Genomic DNA, 20,914 nt, shown 5'->3' on the forward strand with positions numbered 1-20,914 from the left:
TTCAATCAAACTGCCTTATTTGGCCAGACTGTTGTCTGGCCTTTTTTATAGAATTGGAATCAATTTGAGGGGGGTTAAGTGACTTGGTCAATGTCTACTTTATCATGTAAATTGCGGCAACATTACGAGCCGTCATTTCTACATTTTGTGCAGCTAAAGCCAGTGCAGTGGGTAAATCAATAGCACCGTTAACCACTGAAAACACAGCGTCAATTCCGTGCTCATGTACGACATGACAATCAGAGGCTAGGCTACCCGCAATACCAATAACCGGTAAATTGTATTTTTTCGCAGTACGAGCTACGCCAATAGGTGTCTTACCGTGAATTGTCTGGCTATCAATACGACCTTCACCAGTAATGACTAAATCAGCATCGGCAACGACATCTGATAAATTCACTGCATCCATAACAATTTCAATACCTGGACGTAAGTCTGCATCAAGTAACCCCAGCAAAGCCGCGCCTAAGCCACCAGCAGCACCTGCGCCAGGTCGATCTTTTACGCAACGGCCCAATTGAGATTTCATAATTTCCGCATAATGAGCAAGATTCTTATCCAGTTGCTTCACCATTTCTGGTGTTGCCCCTTTTTGTGGGCCAAAGACAAATGAGGCTCCCTTCTCACCGCATAATGGGTTGTCCACATCACAGGCGACCTCAAACTGAACATTTGCTAATCGAGGATCTAACCCAGAAATATCGATGGTATCCAGAGCTTCTAACGCACCGCCACCATAACCAAGATCACGACCATCTTTATCCAACATACGAATGCCAAGGGCTTGTGCCATGCCTAAGCCGCCATCATTCGTCGCACTCCCCCCGATACCAACAATAATATGGTTAACGCCTTGATCGAGTACCGCCTTGATCAATTCACCTGTACCGAAAGTTGTTGTATGCAATGGGTTACGCAGTTCTGTCTCAACAAGATGTAAACCCGATGCGGCTGCCATTTCAATAATGGCTGTTTTACCATCGCCCAGTAAACCGTAGAACCCCTCTACTGGCTTACCAAGAGGACCGGTCACAGTATGCGCAATAACCTTTCCACCCGTCGCATCAATTAGAGACTGAACCGTCCCTTCGCCACCATCAGCCATAGGCAACTTAATGTATTCTGCATTAGGCAATACTTTTTTGAATCCATTTTCAATCGCAACAGCAACTTCCATTGCTGTTAAGCTTTCTTTATATGAATCTGGTGCAATTACAATTTTCATTTTTATACCTCAAAGCTTAAACAAACAGACCAAAAACACCGAACATCATTACAGAAACGAACGCAATCATAAGACCGACAGCCGATTCATAAGGAATCAACTTTAAACGCTCGCGAATGTCCATATGTACAGCTCCGCCCGTTGCATGGAAGAAACTACCGTGGGGCATATGGTCAAGCACTGTCGCACCTGAATGAATCATGGCGGCTCCCGCAAGAGCCGGAACGCCAAGCTCAAGAATGGTGCTACTAAATACGTTCGATGCAACTGCAGCACCGGCGGTTGTTGAAGCCGTTGCCAAAGACATCATCGCACCCGAGATAGGAGCCAACAGATAAGAAGGCAAACCAGAAGTCGTTAAGAGGTCAATCAAGCCACCTTTTAAGCCCGAATTAGCTATGATGCCAGCTAAAGTACCTGTGCCCATCAACATGATTGCGACAGGTGCCATTCGGTTTAATCCAGAAATGGCAAAACGGTTACTGTCCTTAAAGCGGCCCATTGCAAGAGCTCCTAAAAGGCCCCCCAAAGGCAAAGCGATCAATGGGTCAATATTGATACCGGCAATAGGACGTAATGAAAGCAAAATGATAGCAACCAGCGGTGCAACGATAGCGGCTGAAAACTGAGGTAATTTAGAGTGATCAACAGCGACCACTTCATGTTCCGCTACCTTGCTACCTTTATTGATAAGGCGTTTGGCAATGAAATAGGCGAAGAACATCCCGCAAAGGCCAGGTATAACACCAGCAGCCATAACAGAGGTCAATGGCACGTGGAAGGCTTCTGACGCCGCAATAGCATTTGGGTTAGGAGACATGACGTTGCCGGCTTTACCGCCGCCAATCATAGCCAATAAGATAGCGGTCTTGGAGATGTCGGCACGACGGGCAATCGCTAAGGCTATCGGGGAAACAGTAATGACGGCGACATCAACAAATACGCCAACCGACGTTAAGATCATTGTGGCCAAAGCAAGCGCAAGTAATGCTCTTGTTTCGCCCACTTTTTTCACAATGGTTTCGGCAATCGAGGTGGCTGCACCTGATTCAATCAACACTCCGGCTAACACACCCGCAGCCAGAATACGAAGTACGGCGGTAACAATACCCTGAGCACCTCCAATCATCAGAGCGACGGTATCAGTCAGAGAGACACCACCGATGACACCACCGATGAGCGCACCAATGATCATGCCATAAGCCGGCGGTACTTTTTTTAAAATTAGAGCAATCGCTACAATCAGTGCTGATAACGCACCTAAGGTCGAGACTTCAATCATGTTCTTTCCATCATTAATACTATTCAATTGCCGTCAATATAATCGGCATACTGAAAGACGTCTTTGGCTGATTGAACAAATATTAATGAAGGACTGATATATTTACTGTGCAATTGAACAATAGCATTGTTCAATTTAAGTATATGCCCCCCCTAAATAAAGTTGAATTATAGAGTCTAACTTATTGATATCTAAGGATGTTACTTTGGATATCTTTTCAAGCCGGTAACGGAGTGTATTCCGGTGAATATGGAGTAACTCGCAAGTTTGATGCAAATCACAGTTTTGTTCGAAATACACCTTAAGGGTTTTCGCCAGTGTGCCTTTATCATCTTTCTGCAACAGTTTTTGATACGGCGCTGAAAGCTGTTGATATCGCCATTGCTCATTTTTCACATTACTGAGTAGTACCGGCAATTTATAATCTTCATAAAAAAAGACTTGGCCTATCCTGTCTTTCGTCAGTTCCATGGTCAGTTTTGCCGTTTGGTATGAGGTAGCGAGCCCAGGCAATGACGGGAAATAATCCCCCACAGCAATACGAATAGTAAACTTACCTTGCTTTTTTACACGGCGAAGCAGCTTGTTTATCCGCTTTATTTCTAACTCTTTAGACCAACCTGTCGCCGTGAGAGTTATCGGCTTTAAAACCACCACCTTGCGCTGTGAAACAGAGATGATACCGACCAAGTTATCACGCTGAGGGTATTCAAGTAAGTGCACCAATTCTTGCAAGCTTTCTAAAGACAGAGAGGTTTTTCGTTCAGGAATGATTTGAACAACCGTTGCGACTCTCGGTTGGGTAAGATCTAATTGAAGTCGATCAGCAATATCCGTCAGTTGATCTTCATTTAATGCCCCGCCCTTAATCAGCTGCAAAACCAACTCTTCTCGATGACGCTTATCCCATTGAATCTGTGACATTAGGGAGGCTTGTTCAATGATGAGTTCAGCGGTCATCTTAACCAATTCACCATAGCTCCGAACTTGTTCAGGAAACCCAGAAATACCAACCACACCGATCACCTCATCTTGATAAAGGATCGGTAAATTTATTCCTGGTTTTACCCCTTTCAAATTTTCAGCGGTTCCAGTATCAATTTCGACAATTCGCTTTTCGTTAACCGCTAAGATTGCTCCCTCATGCTTTTGATGCAAACGAGAGGGATCTCCCGAGCCGATAATTCTCCCTCTCTCATCCATAACATTGATGGAGTACGAAATAATTTTCATCGTTCGCTCAACGATTTGTCGAGCAATAGTCTCATTTAACTGCATAAAAGTGCCAACATAAGCTTAGTCAATGGTTAAGAAGTACTGTCGGATAATAGCATTAACCCATATTCATGAGGGAGATGCTTTTTCATTACAACCCATATGATTGCGTTATCACGTCGCAAACCATACCTTAAAACCTGTCAACCACAGATAAGTAGAAAAGCCAGTCAATTGACTGGCTTTAAAAGGAGGTATTGGTTTATTGAAAATTAACCGATAAACGAAATATACCCTTGTAGGATAATCAGGTTAACAATATCAATGAAGAATGCACCCACAATTGGCACAACCATAAAAGCCTGCGGTGAAGGGCCGTATCGATTAACCAAAGACCCCATGTTCATTACCGCTGTTGGTGTTGCACCTAAGCCAAAGCCACAGTGCCCCCCTGCCATTACCGCCGCATCGTAGTTAGACCCCATCACTTTAAAGGTAACAAAATAAGAGAAGAGACCTAACACCACAGACTGAATACCAAGAATCACTAAAAACGGAATCGCGAGATCAAAGATATTCCATAATTTCAGGCTCATTAACGCCATTGCCAAGAATAATGATAACGACACCGTACCAAGGATATCGACCGTTTCGCTGTCGATTTTATGCAGTTTAGTCACTTCAAAAACATTCGTAATGAATACCCCAATAAAAAGAGCATAAACAAAGTCAGGTATCATTAACCAAGATATTTCAAAAGTCGCGACCCACTGCTCTAGGTATTTTGCACCGGTGACACAGATAAGTAAGATAAACAAGACTTCAATGACCTTCTTCGCCGTCACTTTATCTTCTTCATATTCATTGTAAGTCACGAGCTCAGGAAAACGTTCATGCGTTTGTGTGCCAGTGCCGTATTCAGATTCAAGGTTGTTCTTATCAATCAGCTTTTGAGCCACAGGGCTGCCGATGATGCCGCCAATAATCAAGCCGAAAGTGGCTGAAGCCATTGCAATTTCGAGAGTATGAGCAATGCCAAATGTGTCGGTAAACGTTTGTGACCATGCCGCACCAGTGCCGTGACCACCGGATAACGTGATAGACCCAGCGATCAATCCCATCAAAGGGTCAAGACCAAGAGCCGTTGCCAGTGTCACACCGACACCATTCTGAATAATGATGTAAACCGAAGCGACCCCTAAAAACAAAAACACCTTTGCGCCGCCCTTTAGTAATTGAGTATAGTTAGCCGCCAAGCCAACAGTCGCAAAGAACATCAACATAAACGTGTTCTGTAATGGTAAGGAAAATGCTAGATCAACGCCGTTAAAATGCAGAGCGGTAATAGCAAAAGCGACGATTAAGCCGCCGACGATCGGTTCAGGGATATTGTACTTTTTAAGAACCGGTAGCTTTGCATTGACAAAATGACCTAGAAACAAAACGCTAATCGCGATTAAGAAAGATTCTAGTGGCCCTATTGAAATTAATTGATTCATATAACCTCTATTTTTTTACATGCTCATCGTCCCTAATGAGTCTGGTTTTGTCTGTAATTGTGTGTGCTGCTCTACCTGTAACTATGGAAAGGGGTGAGAAATTGTCGATGAGAAAACCAACACATTACTGCGATCACTTCGTATCATGTTAGTGGTACGTTAACTTTTAAGAGAAAACGACAGTTTTGTGACTACCATCTATCTCCTAAACACATAAACCGACAGCAGTAACACGGTTGATCAATCTCTTTCTGAAAACCTAAAAAAGCAAAAAGGAGCTATTGCTAGCTCCTTTTTTATTACCATCGCTGGTAATTAGAATTTTTTCGGGGCATACCCTGTCATCACTTCAATACGAAGTTCTTTACCAATTTTCGTCATTGGGTGAACAATCACTAATCCTTTTACAGACTTTTTCAATTTACCCATATCCGCTTGCTCTGCTTTTGTGATTTCACGGCTAAACGGCATATCAATCAGAGATTTACGCTCTTGATTTACATCAAAGCTTTGTTTGTGTTTAAGCTGGGCAATTTTTTTGGTTAGCTTCTTAATCTCATCTTCAAATTGACGAACAACAGGACGATCATTACGAGTTTTAGCAGCCGCTAACTTGTTGCGACACTTGTCTAGACGGTTGTTAATTTGTTGAAGTTCGTTTTTAACACTCATAATAATTTCCTAAGATTAAACAAGCCAATTCGGATTGGGGCGCGGAGTATAGCACAAGGCTTTACCCGAACCGAAATTTATCTGACAGATAGCCGATAGAATGAAACATAAACGGAATGGGTTATCTCAACCATTAACGAATAAAATACACCGCAGAAACCATGGGCAAATGACCATTAGAAATTCTTAGCCTGTCATCTTAAACTTTCACTTTATACTTGAGGTCTTGAGCCTCATCACCCGTCATGCCTCGGAACCCCCAACAGTGCGATGGTTGCTCTTTAATGGTGATTTCAATATCAATGGGAGAGATAGCCAACTGCTTTTCTATTTCAGAAAATATTTTTTTTATTAGCCGTTTTTTGGTATTCACCGCTCGACCTTCCATCATATTGATCTCAATGACAGTATAAGCGTCTGTTCTTCCTTCTGGGTAAAAGAAATCATCTCTTTCCAACGGCACAAATCGATGTGCTCGTTTATCATCTGGCAAACCCAACTCACTGTTTAAGCACTGCTGCAACACATTAGAGAGCAGCAACTTAATAGGATTCAAGCACTCTTTGATACCATAAATAACAATCATGACCATTCCTTTGATGCGATGTTAACTATAGAAAAACGTCGGATAGAAGCCCCCTTTGGCGACGACCCATTCGCTTACTATTTGTAGATATATTACCTAATGAAGCGCATGAGAAAAGGTAAAAACAATGAATTTATGAACAGGTGCAACAAAATACCTATCCCTATTTTTTTTATCTCGATACACATCAGCGAAACAACCTGGGCAGCAAGTTGATCGAACCTCAAAAATTGCCCGTATATCTGTTCAAATCACATTTAAATTAAGGAGGGCTATGTGTCGAACTCACCTCGGAAGTGCACATGGACGAAAACCGAATCAGGAACACCCATCGCGTCTTCTCATGAACTCGCCGTGTTTCCCCTTCCCATTTTCCTGTTACCCGGAGGCCGACAAAGACTGAGAATTTTTGAACCCAAATACCTTGCTATGGTCGCGAATGCCGCACAAGGAGAGGGCTTCATCCTTGCCACTCAGCACAATACTCGCTCAGAACAACTCAGTGATTGGGGAACAAAAGTCTCTATTGTCGATTTCAACATGGCTGATGATCACATTTTGGAAATCGACGTCGAAGGCCAAGAGCTTGTCCAACTTCATTCATCATACCGATCGCAGGATGGGCTGATAAAAAGTAGCTTCAGCGCACAGCCTCACTGGCCACAACTTCACTACAAAGTCCCGAAAGTATTCGCGGCGTTCTTAGTGCAACTGTTTCGTGATCACGACGCAATCAGGAAGCTCTACCCAACACCGAACTTTGAGAACTCACAATGGATATGCGCTAGGTTGCTAGAAATGATGCCTATCCCTCTGGAAAAGAAAACAGAATTTACGAAGCCGACCAGCTTTCCATCTTTAGTTCCTTTTTTGAATCAAATAATTACGGGGCAATAAACACTTTTATTCACTATAGTTTTGTATAGTAGAAACTATTTTAATGAAAAGTGATCCCTCGCCTCATTGCTCACGTAATGCCAGTCAAATTCAAACAATGGTGATTGGCTATGCAAGTGGAAAGCAGAAGTGTAGGGAGCGGCAAGGAGCACGTCATTATCCCTGACAACAAATTACCAACGGACTCAAAAGTGCCCAAAGAGCTCTCTAGCTGGCTGATTTTGGTGGGTACGGACCGAGACAAGCAGGCCTTTACCTACTTGTTCAAATTCTTTGCGCCGAAGATAAAACGTTTTGGTATTAATAAGCTCGGCGGAGAAGCGGCGGCGAATGAGCTCGTCCAGGACACCATGACCAATGTCTGGAAGAAAGCGCACCTCTACAACCAAGAGAAAGGCGCCGCAACGACTTGGGTTTACACTGTGATGCGAAATGCCGCCTTCGACATGCTACGTAAGGTGAAAGCAAAAGCAGAACAAACGATCGCCGATGATATTTGGCCAATCGACGCGATGGTCGCTGAAACTCAGAATGAAGAGTTACCTTTTGGTGATCATTTAATGAGTCGTCACGTAATGACTCAAATAGAGAAGCTTCCATTGGCTCAGAAAACCATCGTCAAAGGTGTGTATTTTCAAGAGCTCTCTCAAGAACAGCTCGCACAACAACTCGGCGTTCCACTTGGAACCGTAAAATCGCGACTAAGACTCGCTTTAGCTAAACTCAAGGTTCACATGGGGGAACAAAGCCATGATTAAACATCACCCAAACGCGACAATGTTAAAAGGCTTCGTCGAGGGCACACTTGCTGATTCTGTCTCTCTAATAGTCTCCAGTCACATCGAACTGTGTGAACATTGTCAGCAACACGTGGATCAATTGACCCTCCAAGCAGCCAATGTCGTTTTTAACGAAGACCAAGCCATTGATGATGCTTTCTTTGAAGAACATTTACTGTCCGATGACGATCCGATCTTAAACAATGGCCTGTTTGAAAACATCGAGTTTGACTTGGACGCGATCGACAAAATTACGGCTGATACGTCTCGGTCAATCGAGATAGCGCCTGAAGTTAAGAAAGTGACCATTGCAGACACGACATTCACTGTCCCTCGCGCCCTGCATTCCGTCGCGAGAAAAGATTGGGTGAATTTAGGGAAGATTTCTCGATCAAGACTCGATTTTGATGACGAAACCCACCACACCAGTTTGCTGCATATCGGCAAAGATGGACAAATCCCTTGTCATACCCACAAAGGCTTCGAGATCACACTGCTTTTAGAAGGCAGCTTCGAAGACGAAATGGGCGTTTATAACAAAGGCGATTTCATTTGGTTAGATGGAAAGCACACGCATCAACCATCGACGAAAGAAGGCTGCGTATGTTTAACGGTTTCGAGTGATGCGCTTTACTTCACAAAAGGAATGAGTCAACTATTCAATCCATTAGGGAAATATATCTATTAACTCAGTTGCACGCTATAAATATACAGGATGACATGAAGTCATCCTGTAAATCGTTGAGGCTTGTTATTTAGAATATTAACGATGGTGAGCTTTAAAACACACTCGGCTCTGTAAACACAGTGGGTAACGTTGTAATACAGAAAATAACTCAAAGCGAGAGCAAAGGAGTGAGCAATGGTAAATAAAATTAAAATCGGCATCAGCGCGTGTGTGGCAGGACATAAAGTACGTTTCGATACAGGTCATAAGCGCTCACGCTTTTGTACAGACGATCTTGCCGATTACGTCGAGTTAGAGCCCGTATGTCCAGAAATGGCCATCGGCCTCCCAACACCTCGCCCAACCATTCGCCAAACCAGGATGTTAGACGACATCATCCATGTATCTCGACCAGATGGTTCCGGCGATGTGACTGACGAACTGATCGAGTTTGGACAAAACTACGCCAAGACGAATCCACACATCGCTGGCTTCATTGTTTGTCAAAAAAGTCCTACCTGCGGTATGGAACGAGTAAAGGTTTACCACCACCATGGTCGTGGCTCGGAATCAACTGGTGTTGGCATGTTCACTCAACAAATTATGAGCGCCAACCCTTTGTTGCCGGTTGAGGAAAATGGTCGCCTCAACGACCCTATTTTGCGCGAAAATTTCATGACCCGAGTCTTTACCTACCAAAAATGGCTCGATCTGATCGACGAGGGCGTGACCAAACATAAACTGATTCAATTCCACAGTGCTCACAAGTATTTGGTGATGTGTCACCACGTTGAGGGCTACAAGAACTTAGGTAAACTACTCGCTGGCAACGAACTTGAAATTGATGAATTAGCAAACCAATACATCGAAGGCTTGATGACGGCCTTGTCCCACCATGCGAATCGCGGTAGCCACGCCAACACATTGCATCATTTACAAGGTTACTTTAAGAAACAGTTGAGTAGCGCCCACAAACAAGAGCTTACCAACCAGATCGCCTCATTTAGAGAAGGGGTTGTCCCATTATTGGTTCCCTTAACGCTCATTAATCACTACTTGATGGAGTACCCAAACGAGTATCTAGAGTCACAGGTTTACCTCAACCCTCATCCACAAGAGCTTAAACTGAGATATGGCTATTGAACGATATTTTATGGATAAGACGAGACCTGCGAATCCACGATAATCCAGCGCTTGTCGCGGCTGTTGAAAACGGCGTTACAATCGCCGTTTTTATTTCCACTCCGCAACAATGGCGGCAACATCATCTTGCACCAATAAAAGCCGATTTCATCTATCGTCATCTAACACAACTTGAACAGCAGCTCGCTGCATTTGGGATTACCCTACTGCACCTGAAAGCGACCGACTTTAATGACCAATCCGAGAAGTTGACTCACCTTTACAAACAGATTGGTGCTCAGTGTGTTTACGCAAACTCAGAGCCTGAGGTTGATGAACAAGCTCGCGATCATAAGTTGATTTCAAGCGGCCTAAACCTGAAGATCAGCAATTGTGACGTTATGCTGCCACTCGGTAGTGTTCTCAACAAACAAGGCGAAATGTTCAAAGTCTTTACGCCCTTTAAGAACGCGTGGCTAAAAGAAGTTCAGGTGAAAGGCATCATCTGCAGCCCAGCTCCTGTCGTGCCCGTTAAGCTTCAACAAACTCAGCGTTCACAAGCACAGCTTCCTGACAACTTAAAAGCCTTAACCCTCTCCGCTGACTACGATTTCGACTTTCCTCGTGTTGATTCAAGTCGCTGGCCATTAAGCCAAGACGTATTAGGCAATGTGATCCCCAACTTCTTAAGCTATAAAGTCAACGACTACGCACGTCTGAGAGATATACCCTCAGTTAAAGGAACATCAGGGCTATCGCCTTATTTAGCGATTGGCGCAGTGAGCCCGCGTTGGTTAGCAATTCAATTGATTCAGCAACAACCCGATCTGTTATTTGATACGCAATTACCGGCCTTTTGTTGGCTCAATGAATTGATTTGGCGAGATTTTTATAAGCATTTGATGTTCCACCATCCTAAACTGGTTAAAGGGGCGAACTTTCAGCAAAAATACAATGGTTTAGATTGGTATCACGATCATCCTAGCTTCAAAGCTTGGTGCGAAGGAAAAACCGGCTATCCATTGGTTGATGCAGCAATGCGTCAACTGGTTGAAACGGGTTGGATGCACAACCGGCTAAGAATGGTCGTGGCAAGCTTCCTAACCAAGCATCTGCTTATTGACTGGCGTTGGGGTGAACGTTTCTTTATGTCACACCTTATCGACGGTGATTTTAGTGCCAACAATGGTGGCTGGCAGTGGGCTTCAAGTACGGGCTGTGATGCGCAACCTTACTTCCGAATTTTCAATCCAATCACCCAGAGTGAAAAGTTTGATCCAAAAGGCATTTTTATTCGTAAGTACATACCAGAGCTGCAAAAAATCCCGGATAAGCATGTGCACTTTCCACATGACTATATCGCTAAAAACGGAGTAGACAGCGAATACTGGCAACCCATCGTTGAGCACAAAGAAGCACGATTGAGAGCCTTAGCCTTCTTCAAATAATTAGAGTGAATATTATGGATAACTCTCTCTGGCTTGATAACTTTCTCAACCTGTATCGAGCACTCGGAACCGACAATTTCGACGTGCTTAAGACGGTTTATCACCCTGATATTGAATTCCAAGATCCGCTGCATCATGTCAGCGGTATTTCGGCGCTTACGCACTACTTCGAGAACCTCTACACCCAAGTAACCAGCTGTTACTTTCATATCGAACACACTTTCGAAGCGAACGATGAGGCTTCCGTTTACTGGACGATGCAGTTTGCTCACAAGCAATTAAATGGGCAAAAGCCGATCGAAGTACAAGGACACAGCCACCTTAAGATGCTCGACGGTCAAGTGGTCTACCATAGAGATTACCTCGACGTCGGTGCGATGCTGTACGAACACATTCCAGTGTTAGGTTGTGCGATAAAATCCATCAAAAAGAGAGCGAGTCGATAATGCGTATTATGATCACAGGCGCGACCTCAGGTATCGGCCAATCCTTAGCTAAAGATTACGCTCAGCAAGGGCATCAGGTGATTGCTTGTGGCCGTAACCCAGACAAGCTGCAAGCCTTGGTTGATTCTCACCAGACAGACATCGCGCATTCATCCATTACGCCGCTCTGTTTCGATCTGACCGATTACCACAACTTCCCAGAACTCGGCCAAGACAAACCGCTCGATCTGCTGATTTTAAATGCCGGTGATTGTGAATACATCGACGACCCATTGAATTTTGATGCCGAGCTTTTCGAGCGCGTCATCAACATCAACCTGGTTTCCATTGGCTACGCGCTTAAGTCTTGGCTTAAGAACATCAAGCCCGGCGGTCGATTAGTCTTAGTCAGCTCGAGCGCCAGCTTTTTACCTTTACCTAGAGCCGAAGCTTATGGCGCTTCAAAGGCAGCCCTTACCTACTTAGGCAGAACTCTTTCGGTTGATCTGGCAACGTACAATATTCATGTCTCAATTGTGCACCCTGGCTTTGTTGAAACGCCATTAACCGAGCGAAATACGTTCTCTATGCCTATGATTATTAGTAGTGAGGCTGCAACTCAGCGAATCGTAAATGGTATCGCTCAAGGAAAGAGTGAAATCGATTTCCCAAGACGATTCATTATGTTGATGAAGCTATTAAGAATGCTTCCAACTTCAGTTTGGCAAAAACTTGCTTCAAGGATGGTATAACAATGAAGAAAATCGCCATTATAGGTTCAGGCATTTCTGGACTGACTTGCGCACATATATTAGATAAACACCACGACGTAACAGTATTTGAAAAGAATGATTACGTGGGGGGACACACAGCAACCGTTGATATTGAACATCAAGGCTCGGCGTTTTCAATCGATACCGGTTTCATCGTATTCAACGATCGAACCTACCCAAACTTCAACCAGCTTCTGGAACAACTCGGTGTTGAAAGGCAACCGACAGAGATGAGCTTCAGCGTCCACAATACGACGACCAAGTTTGAATACAACGGCCACAGCATTAATTCGTTATTCGCGCAGAGGCGTAACCTCTTCAAACCTCAGTTTTGGTCTTTAGTGTCTGATATTCTTAAGTTCAACAAACTCTGTAAAGCGCAGTTCGAAAGCAATGAGTTCACACCGGATGTTACCTTGGGCCACTTCCTACGCGACAACCAGTTTTCCGATTTTTTCAGTCAGCATTACATCCTGCCGATGGGCGCGGCTATTTGGTCGACAAGCTTGGAAGAGATGGAAGAGTTTGAGCTCAAGTTCTTCATCCAGTTTTTCTACAACCATGGATTGCTCGATATCGCGAACCGTCCTCAGTGGTATGTGATCCCAAAAGGATCGCGTTCTTATGTTGAAATCATCCTTTCACGCTTAAACAAACCCGTTGCACTCAATACATCGATTAAACAAGTGACTCGCCAAGAAACGGGCATCACGATTGAATTTGAAGATGGCAGCACACAAGGTTTCGACGAAGTAATCTTTGCTTGCCACTCAGACCAAGCCTTGCGTCTGCTTGGTGATGCGACAGAACAAGAGCAACAGGTACTGGGCGAGATCCCATACAGCCGCAATGAAGTGGTTCTGCACACCGATACTCGCTTGTTACCAGACAGAAAGCTGGCTTGGGCAAGCTGGAACTACATGTTGGATGGAAACAGTCAACGACCCGCTTGTGTCACGTACAACATGAACATTCTGCAAGGGATCGAAAGCCAAGACACCTTCTGTGTCACCTTGAATCAAAGCGAAGCCATCGACCCAGAAAAAATCATTCGCAGCTTTGTTTATTATCACCCGGTACTTAATTCGAACACGGTCGAAGCGCAGCACAAGCGTGAGCAGATCTGTGGCAAAAACCAGACGCACTTTGCCGGCGCGTACTGGTACAACGGCTTCCATGAAGACGGTGTCCACAGTGCACTCGATGTGACCAAACGCTTCGGTTTAGATCTGAGTACGAGTTCAGCGCTATGAACAGTCAAACCCTGAAACCCGAAATCGGGATTGCATCCGAAAAGAGTGAAGAACTCAGCGGTATCTATTGGGGTAACGTCAGACATCGCCGCTTTGGCGACATCACCCATGAGTTCAGCTATCAACTGTATATGATGGGACTCGATCTTGATGAGCTGCCCCAAACTACCGCGCGTAGTGCGCTGTTCGGAACTCGATGGTTCAATCCGATTCGCTTTGTTGAATCGGATTATCTCGCTGAAAAAAAAGAAAATGTCACCACAGATGAACCAAAATCACTTAAGCAACGTATAGCTTCCAAAGTGCAACAACTTGGTGGGGTTTGGTCGGATTCAAACCGTGTGACGATGCTGGCTCAGTGCCGCTGTTTAGGCATCTATTTCAGCCCAATCAACTGTTTCTTCTGTTACGACGAAACTGGAGATTGTAAGTACATGTTGGCTGAAGTGAGTAACACGCCTTGGCGAGAAAGACACTACTATCTGATCGACATGCACCAAGAGTTAAAGGTAAAAAAAGAGTTTCACGTTTCGCCGTTCATGGATTTGAATATGACCTATTTTTGGACGATTAAGCCACCAGCGAAGCGCACGTTAGTCCACATCGAAAGCCGCCGAGACGACAAGCTTTTCGATGCGACACTGGCTCTGACTAAACAGTCAGTAACCAAGACAAACATTAGACGAACGGTATTCAAGATTCCGGCGATGACGATAAAAGTCGTGATGGGAATTTATTATCAGGCGCTCAAATTATTCCTGAAAAAAGTACCGTTTGTGGCGCATCCAGACTCAACATCTTAAGCGCTTAAAACAGAAATCAATTCTAGCTTGGATTCGCTCCAACCAAGGAGCAGAACTCAGCTTAGTTGGCACAAAATATTAGAATGAGTTATCAGCGAGGTTTACATGGAACAGCTTGCCAAACAAAACAACAACATTGAACAACAAGCTAAAGCCGTTGCTGTTTCAAGCAACTGTAAATATCGAGCTTTAATCTTTAAGGTGTTAGAAAGCCTGCAATTCGCAACGCTTGAAATCATTGAGCGCGACCAGCATTCGGTGTTCGGCGATCGAGACGCAGACTTGAAAGGTCGAATCGTGATTCATGATGCGACCTTTTTTAGAGATGTCGTCATCAATGGCAGCATTGGGGCCTCTGAAGCCTATATCGATGGCAAATGGACCAGTCCAAATCTCACGCGTGTGATTCAAATCATGGCTCGTAACCAAGCCCAATTGGATGAGCTTGATGACAAGACACAGTGGATTTCTCGCATCAAAAACCTCTTGCTTCGTCGTAAGAATGCCAACACCGAACAAGGCTCTAAGCGAAATATTATTGCTCACTACGACATTGGTAATGAACTCTATGAGCGCTTCCTCGATAGCTCAATGCAGTATTCTTCCGCTATCTACAGCGAAGATGCAGAAACCTTGTCGAAGGCTCAGCAAAACAAAATGAAAACCATCTGTGAGCGATTAGAGCTTTCGGAGAACGATAGCGTGGTCGAGATAGGCACCGGCTGGGGTGGCTTAGCCATCTTCATGGCACAACACTACGGTTGTCATGTCACCACAACCACCATTTCAGATGCTCAGCACGAGCTTGCGGAGCAAAAAGTCAAAGCGCTTGGTTTAACCGACAAAATCACCCTACTTAAAGAGGATTATCGCAACCTCACGGGTGAGTATGACAAGTTAGTCTCTATCGAGATGATAGAAGCGGTCGGCCATGAATATCTCCAAACCTTCTTTGAGAAATGTTCTTCACTGTTGAAACCATCAGGCAAGATGCTGATTCAAGCGATTACTATTGCCGACAGCCGTTACGACAAATACCGTAAAGGCATCGACTTTATTCAGAAATACATCTTCCCTGGCGGCTGTTTACCGTCGGTTTCCGTGATGACCCAACACCTTGCGACTAGCACCGACCTTGTGGTTCAAGAAATTGATGATATTGGCCTGCACTACGCTCGAACGCTGAATGATTGGAACATCGCCTTTGAAAATAGTTGGGAAGAGCTAGAGTCTCTCGGCTATTCAGAAGAGTTTAAGCGCTTGTGGATCTTCTACTTCTGCTACTGCGAAGGCGCATTCAAAGAGCGTGTGATCAGTACTCATCACTTAGTTGCTAGAAAACCTCGTTACTTTGGAGCAAAAGATGAAACGGTTTTGGATTATTAATCTCGTTCTGTTTCAAGCGACCTGGGTTTGCAGTGCATTCTTTACCGCACAAGCCTCGTTCATTACCCCACTGATCGTGGTGGTTCATTTTCTTCTCTCTCCAACTCGCAGTCACGACTTGAAAGTACTGTGTTTATTACCGCTGGGGCTATTACTAGATAGCCTCATGCTTCACTTCGGTATCTTTGCCGCCGATTCTGAGATCGCCAACCAATCGTGGTTCCCGGTTTGGCTAATATGTCTTTGGATCATGTTTTTAATCAGTTTCAATCACAGCCTCAATTGGCTTTTAAAATGCTCGAAAGTGATCTTGTTTGTCATTGGGTTCGTAGCAGGTACTAGTAGTTATTGGGGGGGCATCAAAGCGGGCGCCCTTCTTACGACTTGGCCTGATGCATCGGTAGTCGCTGCCCTTGCAATAAGTTGGGGGATTTTGTTGCCCTTACTGGTGGCCGCCTACTCCAACTTAGTACAACCTAAAATGGCAATAACGAGGTGACTTATGGCTTATCCACGCAACCCGAGACAAACGTTCAAACCTGAGAGCGGTGTTGTTCGCACTCATCAGCAAACAAAAAATACACTGTTAAGCTTTATCACTCTCTCGTTGTTTTTTGCTGCGCTGCTCTTTACCGGAAACACCAAAGCCTCTGTTGTCGATGATTTAAGCAAACGTGGGCAGGGTGAAATGAGTTACCTGTTTTGGACGCTCTACTCTGCAGAATTCTACGCGACACCAACCAACTCTGAACGAGCCTTAAAGCTTGAATACTACCGCTCTATCGATAGCAAAGACCTCGTAGACGCGACCGAAGATCAATGGAACAAGCTTGGCTACTCTAACAACAACATTCAACGCTGGTTGAAACCGCTCTACGAAATGTGGCCAAACGTTGAAGCAGGAAGCACACTCACGATCCGTATCGCAGAAGATAACGTGAGTCGCTTTTATTTCGATGAACAACCGATCGGCATCATTCAAGACAAGCAATTTGGTGAAGCCTTTCTAGCGATTTGGTTATCTGAAAACACCTCTGAACCCGGTCTTCGTAAACAACTTTTAGGTTTGAACAAATGAATCCAAAAACAACAATAATAAAATTTGCTCTGGCATTTTTTTCACTCACTTGGCTAGTGGGCTGTGGCTCTGCAAGTTTAGAAGACCATGTCGACACTACGCCAGAGCTCAAGCTTGAAACCTTTTTTAATGGCGAGCTAATGGCCTACGGCATGGTGCTCGACCGCTCTGGTAACTTACTGCGCCGCTTTGATGCCAAACTGAACGCGACTTGGGACGGTGACAACGGAGAAATAAAAGAGTGGTTCTCTTTTGCTGATGGCGAGCGCTCAACTCGCGTTTGGAATCTGATCAAAACGGGCGAAAACACCTATTCTGGGACTGCCAACGATGTCGTTGGAACCGCTTATGGTGAAACGCAAGGCTCTGCGCTTTATTGGAAATATAACCTTGAAATAGAAGTGGATGGCAGTACCTATGACGTCGTTTTAGATGATTGGATGTTTTTGATGGACGATAAACGACTGTTTAACAAGACAGAGATGTCCAAGTTCGGCTTTAAAGTCGGAGAGATCATTTTATACATCGAGAAGATTTGATTTAACTGCTGTTTCTGACTCTCAGTTTCAACATGATAGCCGCAGTACACAACCAAACAGCTCACAACGAAAATTGTGGGCTGTTTTATTAAATCTCTCAAATCACATATCTGCATGCTCAAGCCACTGTGCTAAGATGCGCCACCAGCATACAAATGGGCGAGACTGACACTAAGCAGTCCCTATTTGTTTCGCTAAGCGTAGATTCCCTACCATGAATAATTGAAAAGGCTTTAAAGCATGAGCAAGTTGACCTCAGCGGAGCGTAAAGCTCGCGACAATGAACGTTTCTCACAACGCGTAAACGACCGCAGAGAAAAGGGTGAAGACGTAGTTGCTTACGCACTGACCAACAAAAAAGCTGTAAAATTCCTGACTAAGTCAGAGAAAAAACGTTTCAACGAAACGAGAGCGACTCTGCAAGAAGAGAAGCGAGTGAAAGAACAAGAAGAGCTTAACCGAATCGAAGACGCATTCACGATCAAACAGTTCGACGACGAATAACCACGTCTGATGACTCAAAAGCGCGGGCTCTGCGTAGTAAAACCAAGCAAGCGTGATCTCAAATTATTATGCCAGGGTGGGCACAAAAATGTGCGACAATGCCCAGCGTACATTCATATTCAAGGTTTATTATGAAACTTCTCGTTCGTAACCTATCGCGCTCTACATCTGAGCAAGACATCCGTGTGCTATTTTCTGAGTTCGGCTCAGTAAAAGAGTGCAGCCTAGTTTTAGACCAAGAAACTGGCGAATCTAAAGGCTTTGCTTTTGTTGAAATGCCAGAGCACGAAGAAGCTAAAGCGGCACTCAACAAGCTGAACATGACTAAGCTTGGCAAAAACACGATTCGTGTAAAAGTGGCTAACTCTTAATCGAATAAACACTTTATAAGCTGTATGGTTTAGCAGCACAGATGATAAAGCCCGTAACGATATGACGTTTTCCAGCGCAATATCGTTACGGGCTTTTTGCTGATCGCGATTCTCTTTTTACACGGTTCGAATACGCCTACAGTCCTTCGTGTTCATCAATAGCACGTCTTGCTTCTGCCATTGAACATCCAGATTCCATCACCAGTTGAGCAACGGTCATTGAAGGTGTCGCGGCCAACAGAGATGCCAAACACACCACAGGTTTCGGCAGGACTTTGTCGATAGCAATGACTATCCAACCATCTTTCTCATGAGTTAACATCGTTTTAAATTCAATGAGTTGATGTTCTTGAGCGACCAGTAACCAATTACGTGAACGGCGAACTCGTTTCAACTGACATCCACATTCCGCAGCACTTGCCATCAGTTGACTTTTATCACTGACACGATGCACAAAACTATTCAATGGGACGCTAAACATATTTCCTTCCAAGAGCTCACCAGATCTCTACTTTTATCTCTGTCCGTTATCTGGCTTTAAGTTACTAAGAGCGATGTGGCCATGGTGTTCGATTACCCTTCATTTGATTTTTCGACCAAGCAGTTAAACCTCTCGAAAAGAAAATCCAAAAACAAACGAATCCGCTTCGGCTGATACTTTTTACTGATGTATACCACGTTCAAATCGGCACTGGAGACGGAAGTGGAAGTATTGAAGTTCTTCATATAACCATTTAACAACGTCACTAAACGCCGATTGTTGATATCCCCTTGCACATCCAAAACCGATTTGAGAGCAATCCCCTCGCCTTGTAACGCCCAATAACGAATCACTTCACCGTCATCCGAAAATCGCTTAGGAACTACCGTTACAGCCTTCTTCATGTCATGATCTTGGAAGTGCCAAGTCTTAAGTTCTTCGTTGCTGCGAAGCATCGCCAAACACGCATGATCAACCAAATCTTGAGGTTTGATGGGGGTACCATGTTTCACAAGATATTCTGGTGATGCACACAATACACGTCGACTTGGTGACAAGCGTCTTGATATCAAACTGCTGTCGACCAACTCACCATAACGGAGCACAATATCCATTCCAGATTCTGCGATATTGGATAAGCGATCGTTCAAATACAAGTATGGAATAACGTCTGGATATTGCTGACAAAACTCCGACAAAATAGGGAGAATATATTGCTTACCAATGTCCTTTGGCGCTGCGATTTTTAACGGGCCTTTTACTTCCCTAACCCCATTTTGGATCAAGTTCTCAGCTTCACTAACGTTCTCGAGTATCTCAAGACACGCCTTATAATACAGCTCACCAGAATCGGTCAAAGACACATGTCTCGTGCTTCGGTTTAGCAACTTCACACCATATCGCTCTTCAAGTGCCTGAAGCCTTGTCGTCATAGTGGCAGGAGATAAACCCAATTCACGTCCTGCTGCAGCCAATCCATGATGCTTAACGATACCCACAAACATTGTCATATCGGAAAATTTGTCCATTCTCATCTCCTACTATTTGAAAATTTCAAATAATGATTTCGCATTTTAACCAATTATCAAAATTAGTCGAATAAATATAATACTAACTATCAATAGAACAATGCAGGAATTCAGAATATGAAACATAACCATACCAAACAAAATAAAACAACCTTTGTCATTGTTGGTGGTACATCAGGTATCGGTAAAGCTTTAGCGATGCAACTGAAAAACGAAGACCACATCGTACACATTGCTAGCCGACATACCGGTCTGGATATCAGTGATGAAAAATCTATCTGTAATTACTTCGAATCGATTGGCGTCTTTGATCATTTAATCGTAACGGCTGGCTCATTCGCACCGGGTGGGAAAGTCACCGACGTTGCCACCGAGGATGCAAAAACGGCTTTTGACACCAAATTCTGGGGAAGCCTAAATGTTGCCAAACATGCTGCGCGTTATATCACTTCAAATGGCTCAATCACGCTAACAACCGGCATGCTATCTCGCAAAGTGGTTGCCGGTACGTACGTAAAAACAGCCATCAACGCCGCACTTGAAAGCGTGACTAAAATACTCGCGAAAGAGTTATCTCCAATTCGAGTCAACGCGGTAAGCCCGGGACTCACCATGACAGATGCATACAAAAACATGGACGATGCAGCTCGCGCAACTATGTACGATAACGCTAAACAACAGCTACCGGCGGGTAAGGTAGGAGAAGCTGAAGATATTGCAATGGGTTACCTATTTGCAATCAACAACCCATACGTAACAGGGTCTGTCATCGATATTGATGGCGGCGCGTTACTCGGGTAATCAGAACATTTTCCAAAAGAAACAAGAAGTAATCGTAAGGGCGTACATATCAACGCCCTCAACAAAAAACCACATTGGTA

General features: G+C 44.3%; 24 protein-coding genes. 16 read left to right on the top strand and 8 right to left on the bottom strand.

Features of this window, described 5'->3' with window-relative positions:
* Positions 1–94 precede the first annotated feature (94 nt).
* The 6 genes from OCU36_RS15395 to OCU36_RS15420 all read right to left on the bottom strand — a co-directional run bounded on the left by OCU36_RS15395 (position 95) and on the right by OCU36_RS15420 (position 6,479).
* The gene (locus tag OCU36_RS15395; RefSeq protein ID WP_261840421.1) at positions 95–1,225 is read right to left on the bottom strand and encodes a glycerate kinase; all 1,131 of its coding nucleotides are present in this window, start codon (positions 1,223–1,225) and stop codon (positions 95–97) included.
* A gap of 16 nt (positions 1,226–1,241) precedes the next feature.
* Positions 1,242–2,507, bottom strand: a complete 1,266-nt coding sequence (locus tag OCU36_RS15400; protein ID WP_261840422.1) for a GntP family permease — start codon at positions 2,505–2,507, stop codon at positions 1,242–1,244.
* Between the two features lie 135 nt (positions 2,508–2,642).
* Complete coding sequence (locus tag OCU36_RS15405; RefSeq protein ID WP_261840423.1) at positions 2,643–3,785, bottom strand: sugar diacid recognition domain-containing protein; 1,143 nt, start codon at positions 3,783–3,785, stop codon at positions 2,643–2,645.
* Positions 3,786–3,994: 209 nt separating this feature from the next.
* Positions 3,995–5,221 (bottom strand): sodium/glutamate symporter, encoded by a 1,227-nt coding sequence (gene gltS, locus OCU36_RS15410; RefSeq protein ID WP_261840424.1) that lies wholly within the window; start codon positions 5,219–5,221, stop codon positions 3,995–3,997.
* Positions 5,222–5,536: 315 nt separating this feature from the next.
* Positions 5,537–5,893, bottom strand: a complete 357-nt coding sequence (locus OCU36_RS15415) for a YibL family ribosome-associated protein (protein ID WP_261840425.1) — start codon at positions 5,891–5,893, stop codon at positions 5,537–5,539.
* Positions 5,894–6,092: 199 nt separating this feature from the next.
* A complete protein-coding gene (locus OCU36_RS15420; protein WP_261840426.1) occupies positions 6,093–6,479 on the bottom strand; it encodes a tautomerase family protein in 387 nt (128 codons plus the stop codon).
* 276 nt (positions 6,480–6,755) lie between these two features.
* On the opposite strand from OCU36_RS15420, the gene OCU36_RS15425 reads away from it, so the two are divergent.
* From OCU36_RS15425 to OCU36_RS15495, 15 genes are all read left to right on the top strand, one after another.
* The gene (locus tag OCU36_RS15425; RefSeq protein ID WP_261840427.1) at positions 6,756–7,376 is read left to right on the top strand and encodes an LON peptidase substrate-binding domain-containing protein; all 621 of its coding nucleotides are present in this window, start codon (positions 6,756–6,758) and stop codon (positions 7,374–7,376) included.
* Positions 7,377–7,486: 110 nt separating this feature from the next.
* Positions 7,487–8,134 (top strand): sigma-70 family RNA polymerase sigma factor, encoded by a 648-nt coding sequence (locus tag OCU36_RS15430; RefSeq protein ID WP_261840428.1) that lies wholly within the window; start codon positions 7,487–7,489, stop codon positions 8,132–8,134.
* A gap of 19 nt (positions 8,135–8,153) precedes the next feature.
* The gene (locus tag OCU36_RS15435; protein ID WP_372093778.1) at positions 8,154–8,843 is read left to right on the top strand and encodes a ChrR family anti-sigma-E factor; all 690 of its coding nucleotides are present in this window, start codon (positions 8,154–8,156) and stop codon (positions 8,841–8,843) included.
* 174 nt (positions 8,844–9,017) lie between these two features.
* On the top strand, positions 9,018–9,965 hold the full coding sequence (locus OCU36_RS15440; RefSeq protein ID WP_261840430.1) for a YbgA family protein: 948 nt from the start codon (positions 9,018–9,020) through the stop codon (positions 9,963–9,965).
* Positions 9,962–11,392 (top strand): deoxyribodipyrimidine photo-lyase, encoded by a 1,431-nt coding sequence (gene phrB / locus OCU36_RS15445; RefSeq protein WP_261840431.1) that lies wholly within the window; start codon positions 9,962–9,964, stop codon positions 11,390–11,392. The genes OCU36_RS15440 and phrB overlap by 4 nt, the downstream gene beginning before the upstream one ends.
* Before the next feature lie 14 nt (positions 11,393–11,406).
* Entirely contained in the window at positions 11,407–11,838 is a 432-nt protein-coding gene (locus tag OCU36_RS15450) for a nuclear transport factor 2 family protein (RefSeq protein ID WP_261840432.1), read from the top strand.
* Positions 11,838–12,569, top strand: a complete 732-nt coding sequence (locus OCU36_RS15455) for an SDR family NAD(P)-dependent oxidoreductase (protein ID WP_261840433.1) — start codon at positions 11,838–11,840, stop codon at positions 12,567–12,569. The genes OCU36_RS15450 and OCU36_RS15455 overlap by 1 nt, the downstream gene beginning before the upstream one ends.
* A 2-nt stretch (positions 12,570–12,571) precedes the next feature.
* Positions 12,572–13,843 carry an NAD(P)/FAD-dependent oxidoreductase gene (locus tag OCU36_RS15460; protein WP_261840434.1) on the top strand — a complete coding sequence of 424 codons (1,272 nt, stop codon included), beginning with the start codon at positions 12,572–12,574 and terminating at the stop codon, positions 13,841–13,843.
* Positions 13,840–14,646 (top strand): DUF1365 domain-containing protein, encoded by an 807-nt coding sequence (locus OCU36_RS15465; RefSeq protein ID WP_261840435.1) that lies wholly within the window; start codon positions 13,840–13,842, stop codon positions 14,644–14,646. The genes OCU36_RS15460 and OCU36_RS15465 overlap by 4 nt, the downstream gene beginning before the upstream one ends.
* A gap of 105 nt (positions 14,647–14,751) precedes the next feature.
* Positions 14,752–16,032 (top strand): SAM-dependent methyltransferase, encoded by a 1,281-nt coding sequence (locus OCU36_RS15470; protein WP_261840436.1) that lies wholly within the window; start codon positions 14,752–14,754, stop codon positions 16,030–16,032.
* The gene (locus OCU36_RS15475; protein ID WP_261840437.1) at positions 16,010–16,531 is read left to right on the top strand and encodes a DUF2878 domain-containing protein; all 522 of its coding nucleotides are present in this window, start codon (positions 16,010–16,012) and stop codon (positions 16,529–16,531) included. The genes OCU36_RS15470 and OCU36_RS15475 overlap by 23 nt, the downstream gene beginning before the upstream one ends.
* A gap of 3 nt (positions 16,532–16,534) precedes the next feature.
* Positions 16,535–17,110 carry a chalcone isomerase family protein gene (locus OCU36_RS15480; RefSeq protein ID WP_261840438.1) on the top strand — a complete coding sequence of 192 codons (576 nt, stop codon included), beginning with the start codon at positions 16,535–16,537 and terminating at the stop codon, positions 17,108–17,110.
* Entirely contained in the window at positions 17,107–17,649 is a 543-nt protein-coding gene (locus tag OCU36_RS15485; protein ID WP_261840439.1) for a DUF3833 domain-containing protein, read from the top strand. Before OCU36_RS15480 ends, OCU36_RS15485 begins: the two co-directional genes overlap by 4 nt.
* A gap of 240 nt (positions 17,650–17,889) precedes the next feature.
* Positions 17,890–18,153, top strand: a complete 264-nt coding sequence (locus OCU36_RS15490; protein WP_017061275.1) for a hypothetical protein — start codon at positions 17,890–17,892, stop codon at positions 18,151–18,153.
* Between the two features lie 131 nt (positions 18,154–18,284).
* On the top strand, positions 18,285–18,524 hold the full coding sequence (locus tag OCU36_RS15495) for an RNA recognition motif domain-containing protein (protein ID WP_261840440.1): 240 nt from the start codon (positions 18,285–18,287) through the stop codon (positions 18,522–18,524).
* 136 nt (positions 18,525–18,660) lie between these two features.
* Here the strand turns inward: OCU36_RS15495 and OCU36_RS15500 are convergent, their stop codons facing one another.
* Positions 18,661–19,005, bottom strand: coding sequence for a ribosome recycling factor family protein (locus OCU36_RS15500; protein ID WP_261840441.1), 345 nt, complete (start codon positions 19,003–19,005; stop codon positions 18,661–18,663).
* Between the two features lie 92 nt (positions 19,006–19,097).
* Positions 19,098–20,033, bottom strand: coding sequence for a LysR family transcriptional regulator (locus OCU36_RS15505; RefSeq protein ID WP_261840442.1), 936 nt, complete (start codon positions 20,031–20,033; stop codon positions 19,098–19,100).
* Positions 20,034–20,150: 117 nt separating this feature from the next.
* On the opposite strand from OCU36_RS15505, the gene OCU36_RS15510 reads away from it, so the two are divergent.
* Complete coding sequence (locus tag OCU36_RS15510) at positions 20,151–20,834, top strand: SDR family oxidoreductase (RefSeq protein ID WP_261840443.1); 684 nt, start codon at positions 20,151–20,153, stop codon at positions 20,832–20,834.
* Positions 20,835–20,914: the final 80 nt, after the last annotated feature.

The organism is Vibrio artabrorum (assembly GCF_024347295.1).
GTDB lineage: Bacteria > Pseudomonadota > Gammaproteobacteria > Enterobacterales > Vibrionaceae > Vibrio > Vibrio artabrorum.

Bases quoted from the DNA above. Each gene is read 5' to 3' on its own strand.
- OCU36_RS15395 (WP_261840421.1), bottom strand. From the start codon at position 1,225: ATGAAAATTGTAATTGCACCAGATTCATATAAAGAAAGCTTAACAGCA.
- OCU36_RS15400 (WP_261840422.1), bottom strand. From the start codon at position 2,507: ATGATTGAAGTCTCGACCTTAGGTGCGTTATCAGCACTGATTGTAGCG.
- OCU36_RS15405 (WP_261840423.1), bottom strand. From the start codon at position 3,785: ATGCAGTTAAATGAGACTATTGCTCGACAAATCGTTGAGCGAACGATG.
- gltS (WP_261840424.1), bottom strand. From the start codon at position 5,221: ATGAATCAATTAATTTCAATAGGGCCACTAGAATCTTTCTTAATCGCG.
- OCU36_RS15415 (WP_261840425.1), bottom strand. From the start codon at position 5,893: ATGAGTGTTAAAAACGAACTTCAACAAATTAACAACCGTCTAGACAAG.
- OCU36_RS15420 (WP_261840426.1), bottom strand. From the start codon at position 6,479: ATGATTGTTATTTATGGTATCAAAGAGTGCTTGAATCCTATTAAGTTG.
- OCU36_RS15430 (WP_261840428.1), top strand. From the start codon at position 7,487: ATGCAAGTGGAAAGCAGAAGTGTAGGGAGCGGCAAGGAGCACGTCATT.
- OCU36_RS15435 (WP_372093778.1), top strand. From the start codon at position 8,154: ATGTTAAAAGGCTTCGTCGAGGGCACACTTGCTGATTCTGTCTCTCTA.
- OCU36_RS15440 (WP_261840430.1), top strand. From the start codon at position 9,018: ATGGTAAATAAAATTAAAATCGGCATCAGCGCGTGTGTGGCAGGACAT.
- OCU36_RS15450 (WP_261840432.1), top strand. From the start codon at position 11,407: ATGGATAACTCTCTCTGGCTTGATAACTTTCTCAACCTGTATCGAGCA.
- OCU36_RS15455 (WP_261840433.1), top strand. From the start codon at position 11,838: ATGCGTATTATGATCACAGGCGCGACCTCAGGTATCGGCCAATCCTTA.
- OCU36_RS15460 (WP_261840434.1), top strand. From the start codon at position 12,572: ATGAAGAAAATCGCCATTATAGGTTCAGGCATTTCTGGACTGACTTGC.
- OCU36_RS15465 (WP_261840435.1), top strand. From the start codon at position 13,840: ATGAACAGTCAAACCCTGAAACCCGAAATCGGGATTGCATCCGAAAAG.
- OCU36_RS15470 (WP_261840436.1), top strand. From the start codon at position 14,752: ATGGAACAGCTTGCCAAACAAAACAACAACATTGAACAACAAGCTAAA.
- OCU36_RS15475 (WP_261840437.1), top strand. From the start codon at position 16,010: ATGAAACGGTTTTGGATTATTAATCTCGTTCTGTTTCAAGCGACCTGG.
- OCU36_RS15480 (WP_261840438.1), top strand. From the start codon at position 16,535: ATGGCTTATCCACGCAACCCGAGACAAACGTTCAAACCTGAGAGCGGT.
- OCU36_RS15485 (WP_261840439.1), top strand. From the start codon at position 17,107: ATGAATCCAAAAACAACAATAATAAAATTTGCTCTGGCATTTTTTTCA.
- OCU36_RS15490 (WP_017061275.1), top strand. From the start codon at position 17,890: ATGAGCAAGTTGACCTCAGCGGAGCGTAAAGCTCGCGACAATGAACGT.
- OCU36_RS15495 (WP_261840440.1), top strand. From the start codon at position 18,285: ATGAAACTTCTCGTTCGTAACCTATCGCGCTCTACATCTGAGCAAGAC.
- OCU36_RS15500 (WP_261840441.1), bottom strand. From the start codon at position 19,005: ATGTTTAGCGTCCCATTGAATAGTTTTGTGCATCGTGTCAGTGATAAA.
- OCU36_RS15505 (WP_261840442.1), bottom strand. From the start codon at position 20,033: ATGGACAAATTTTCCGATATGACAATGTTTGTGGGTATCGTTAAGCAT.
- OCU36_RS15510 (WP_261840443.1), top strand. From the start codon at position 20,151: ATGAAACATAACCATACCAAACAAAATAAAACAACCTTTGTCATTGTT.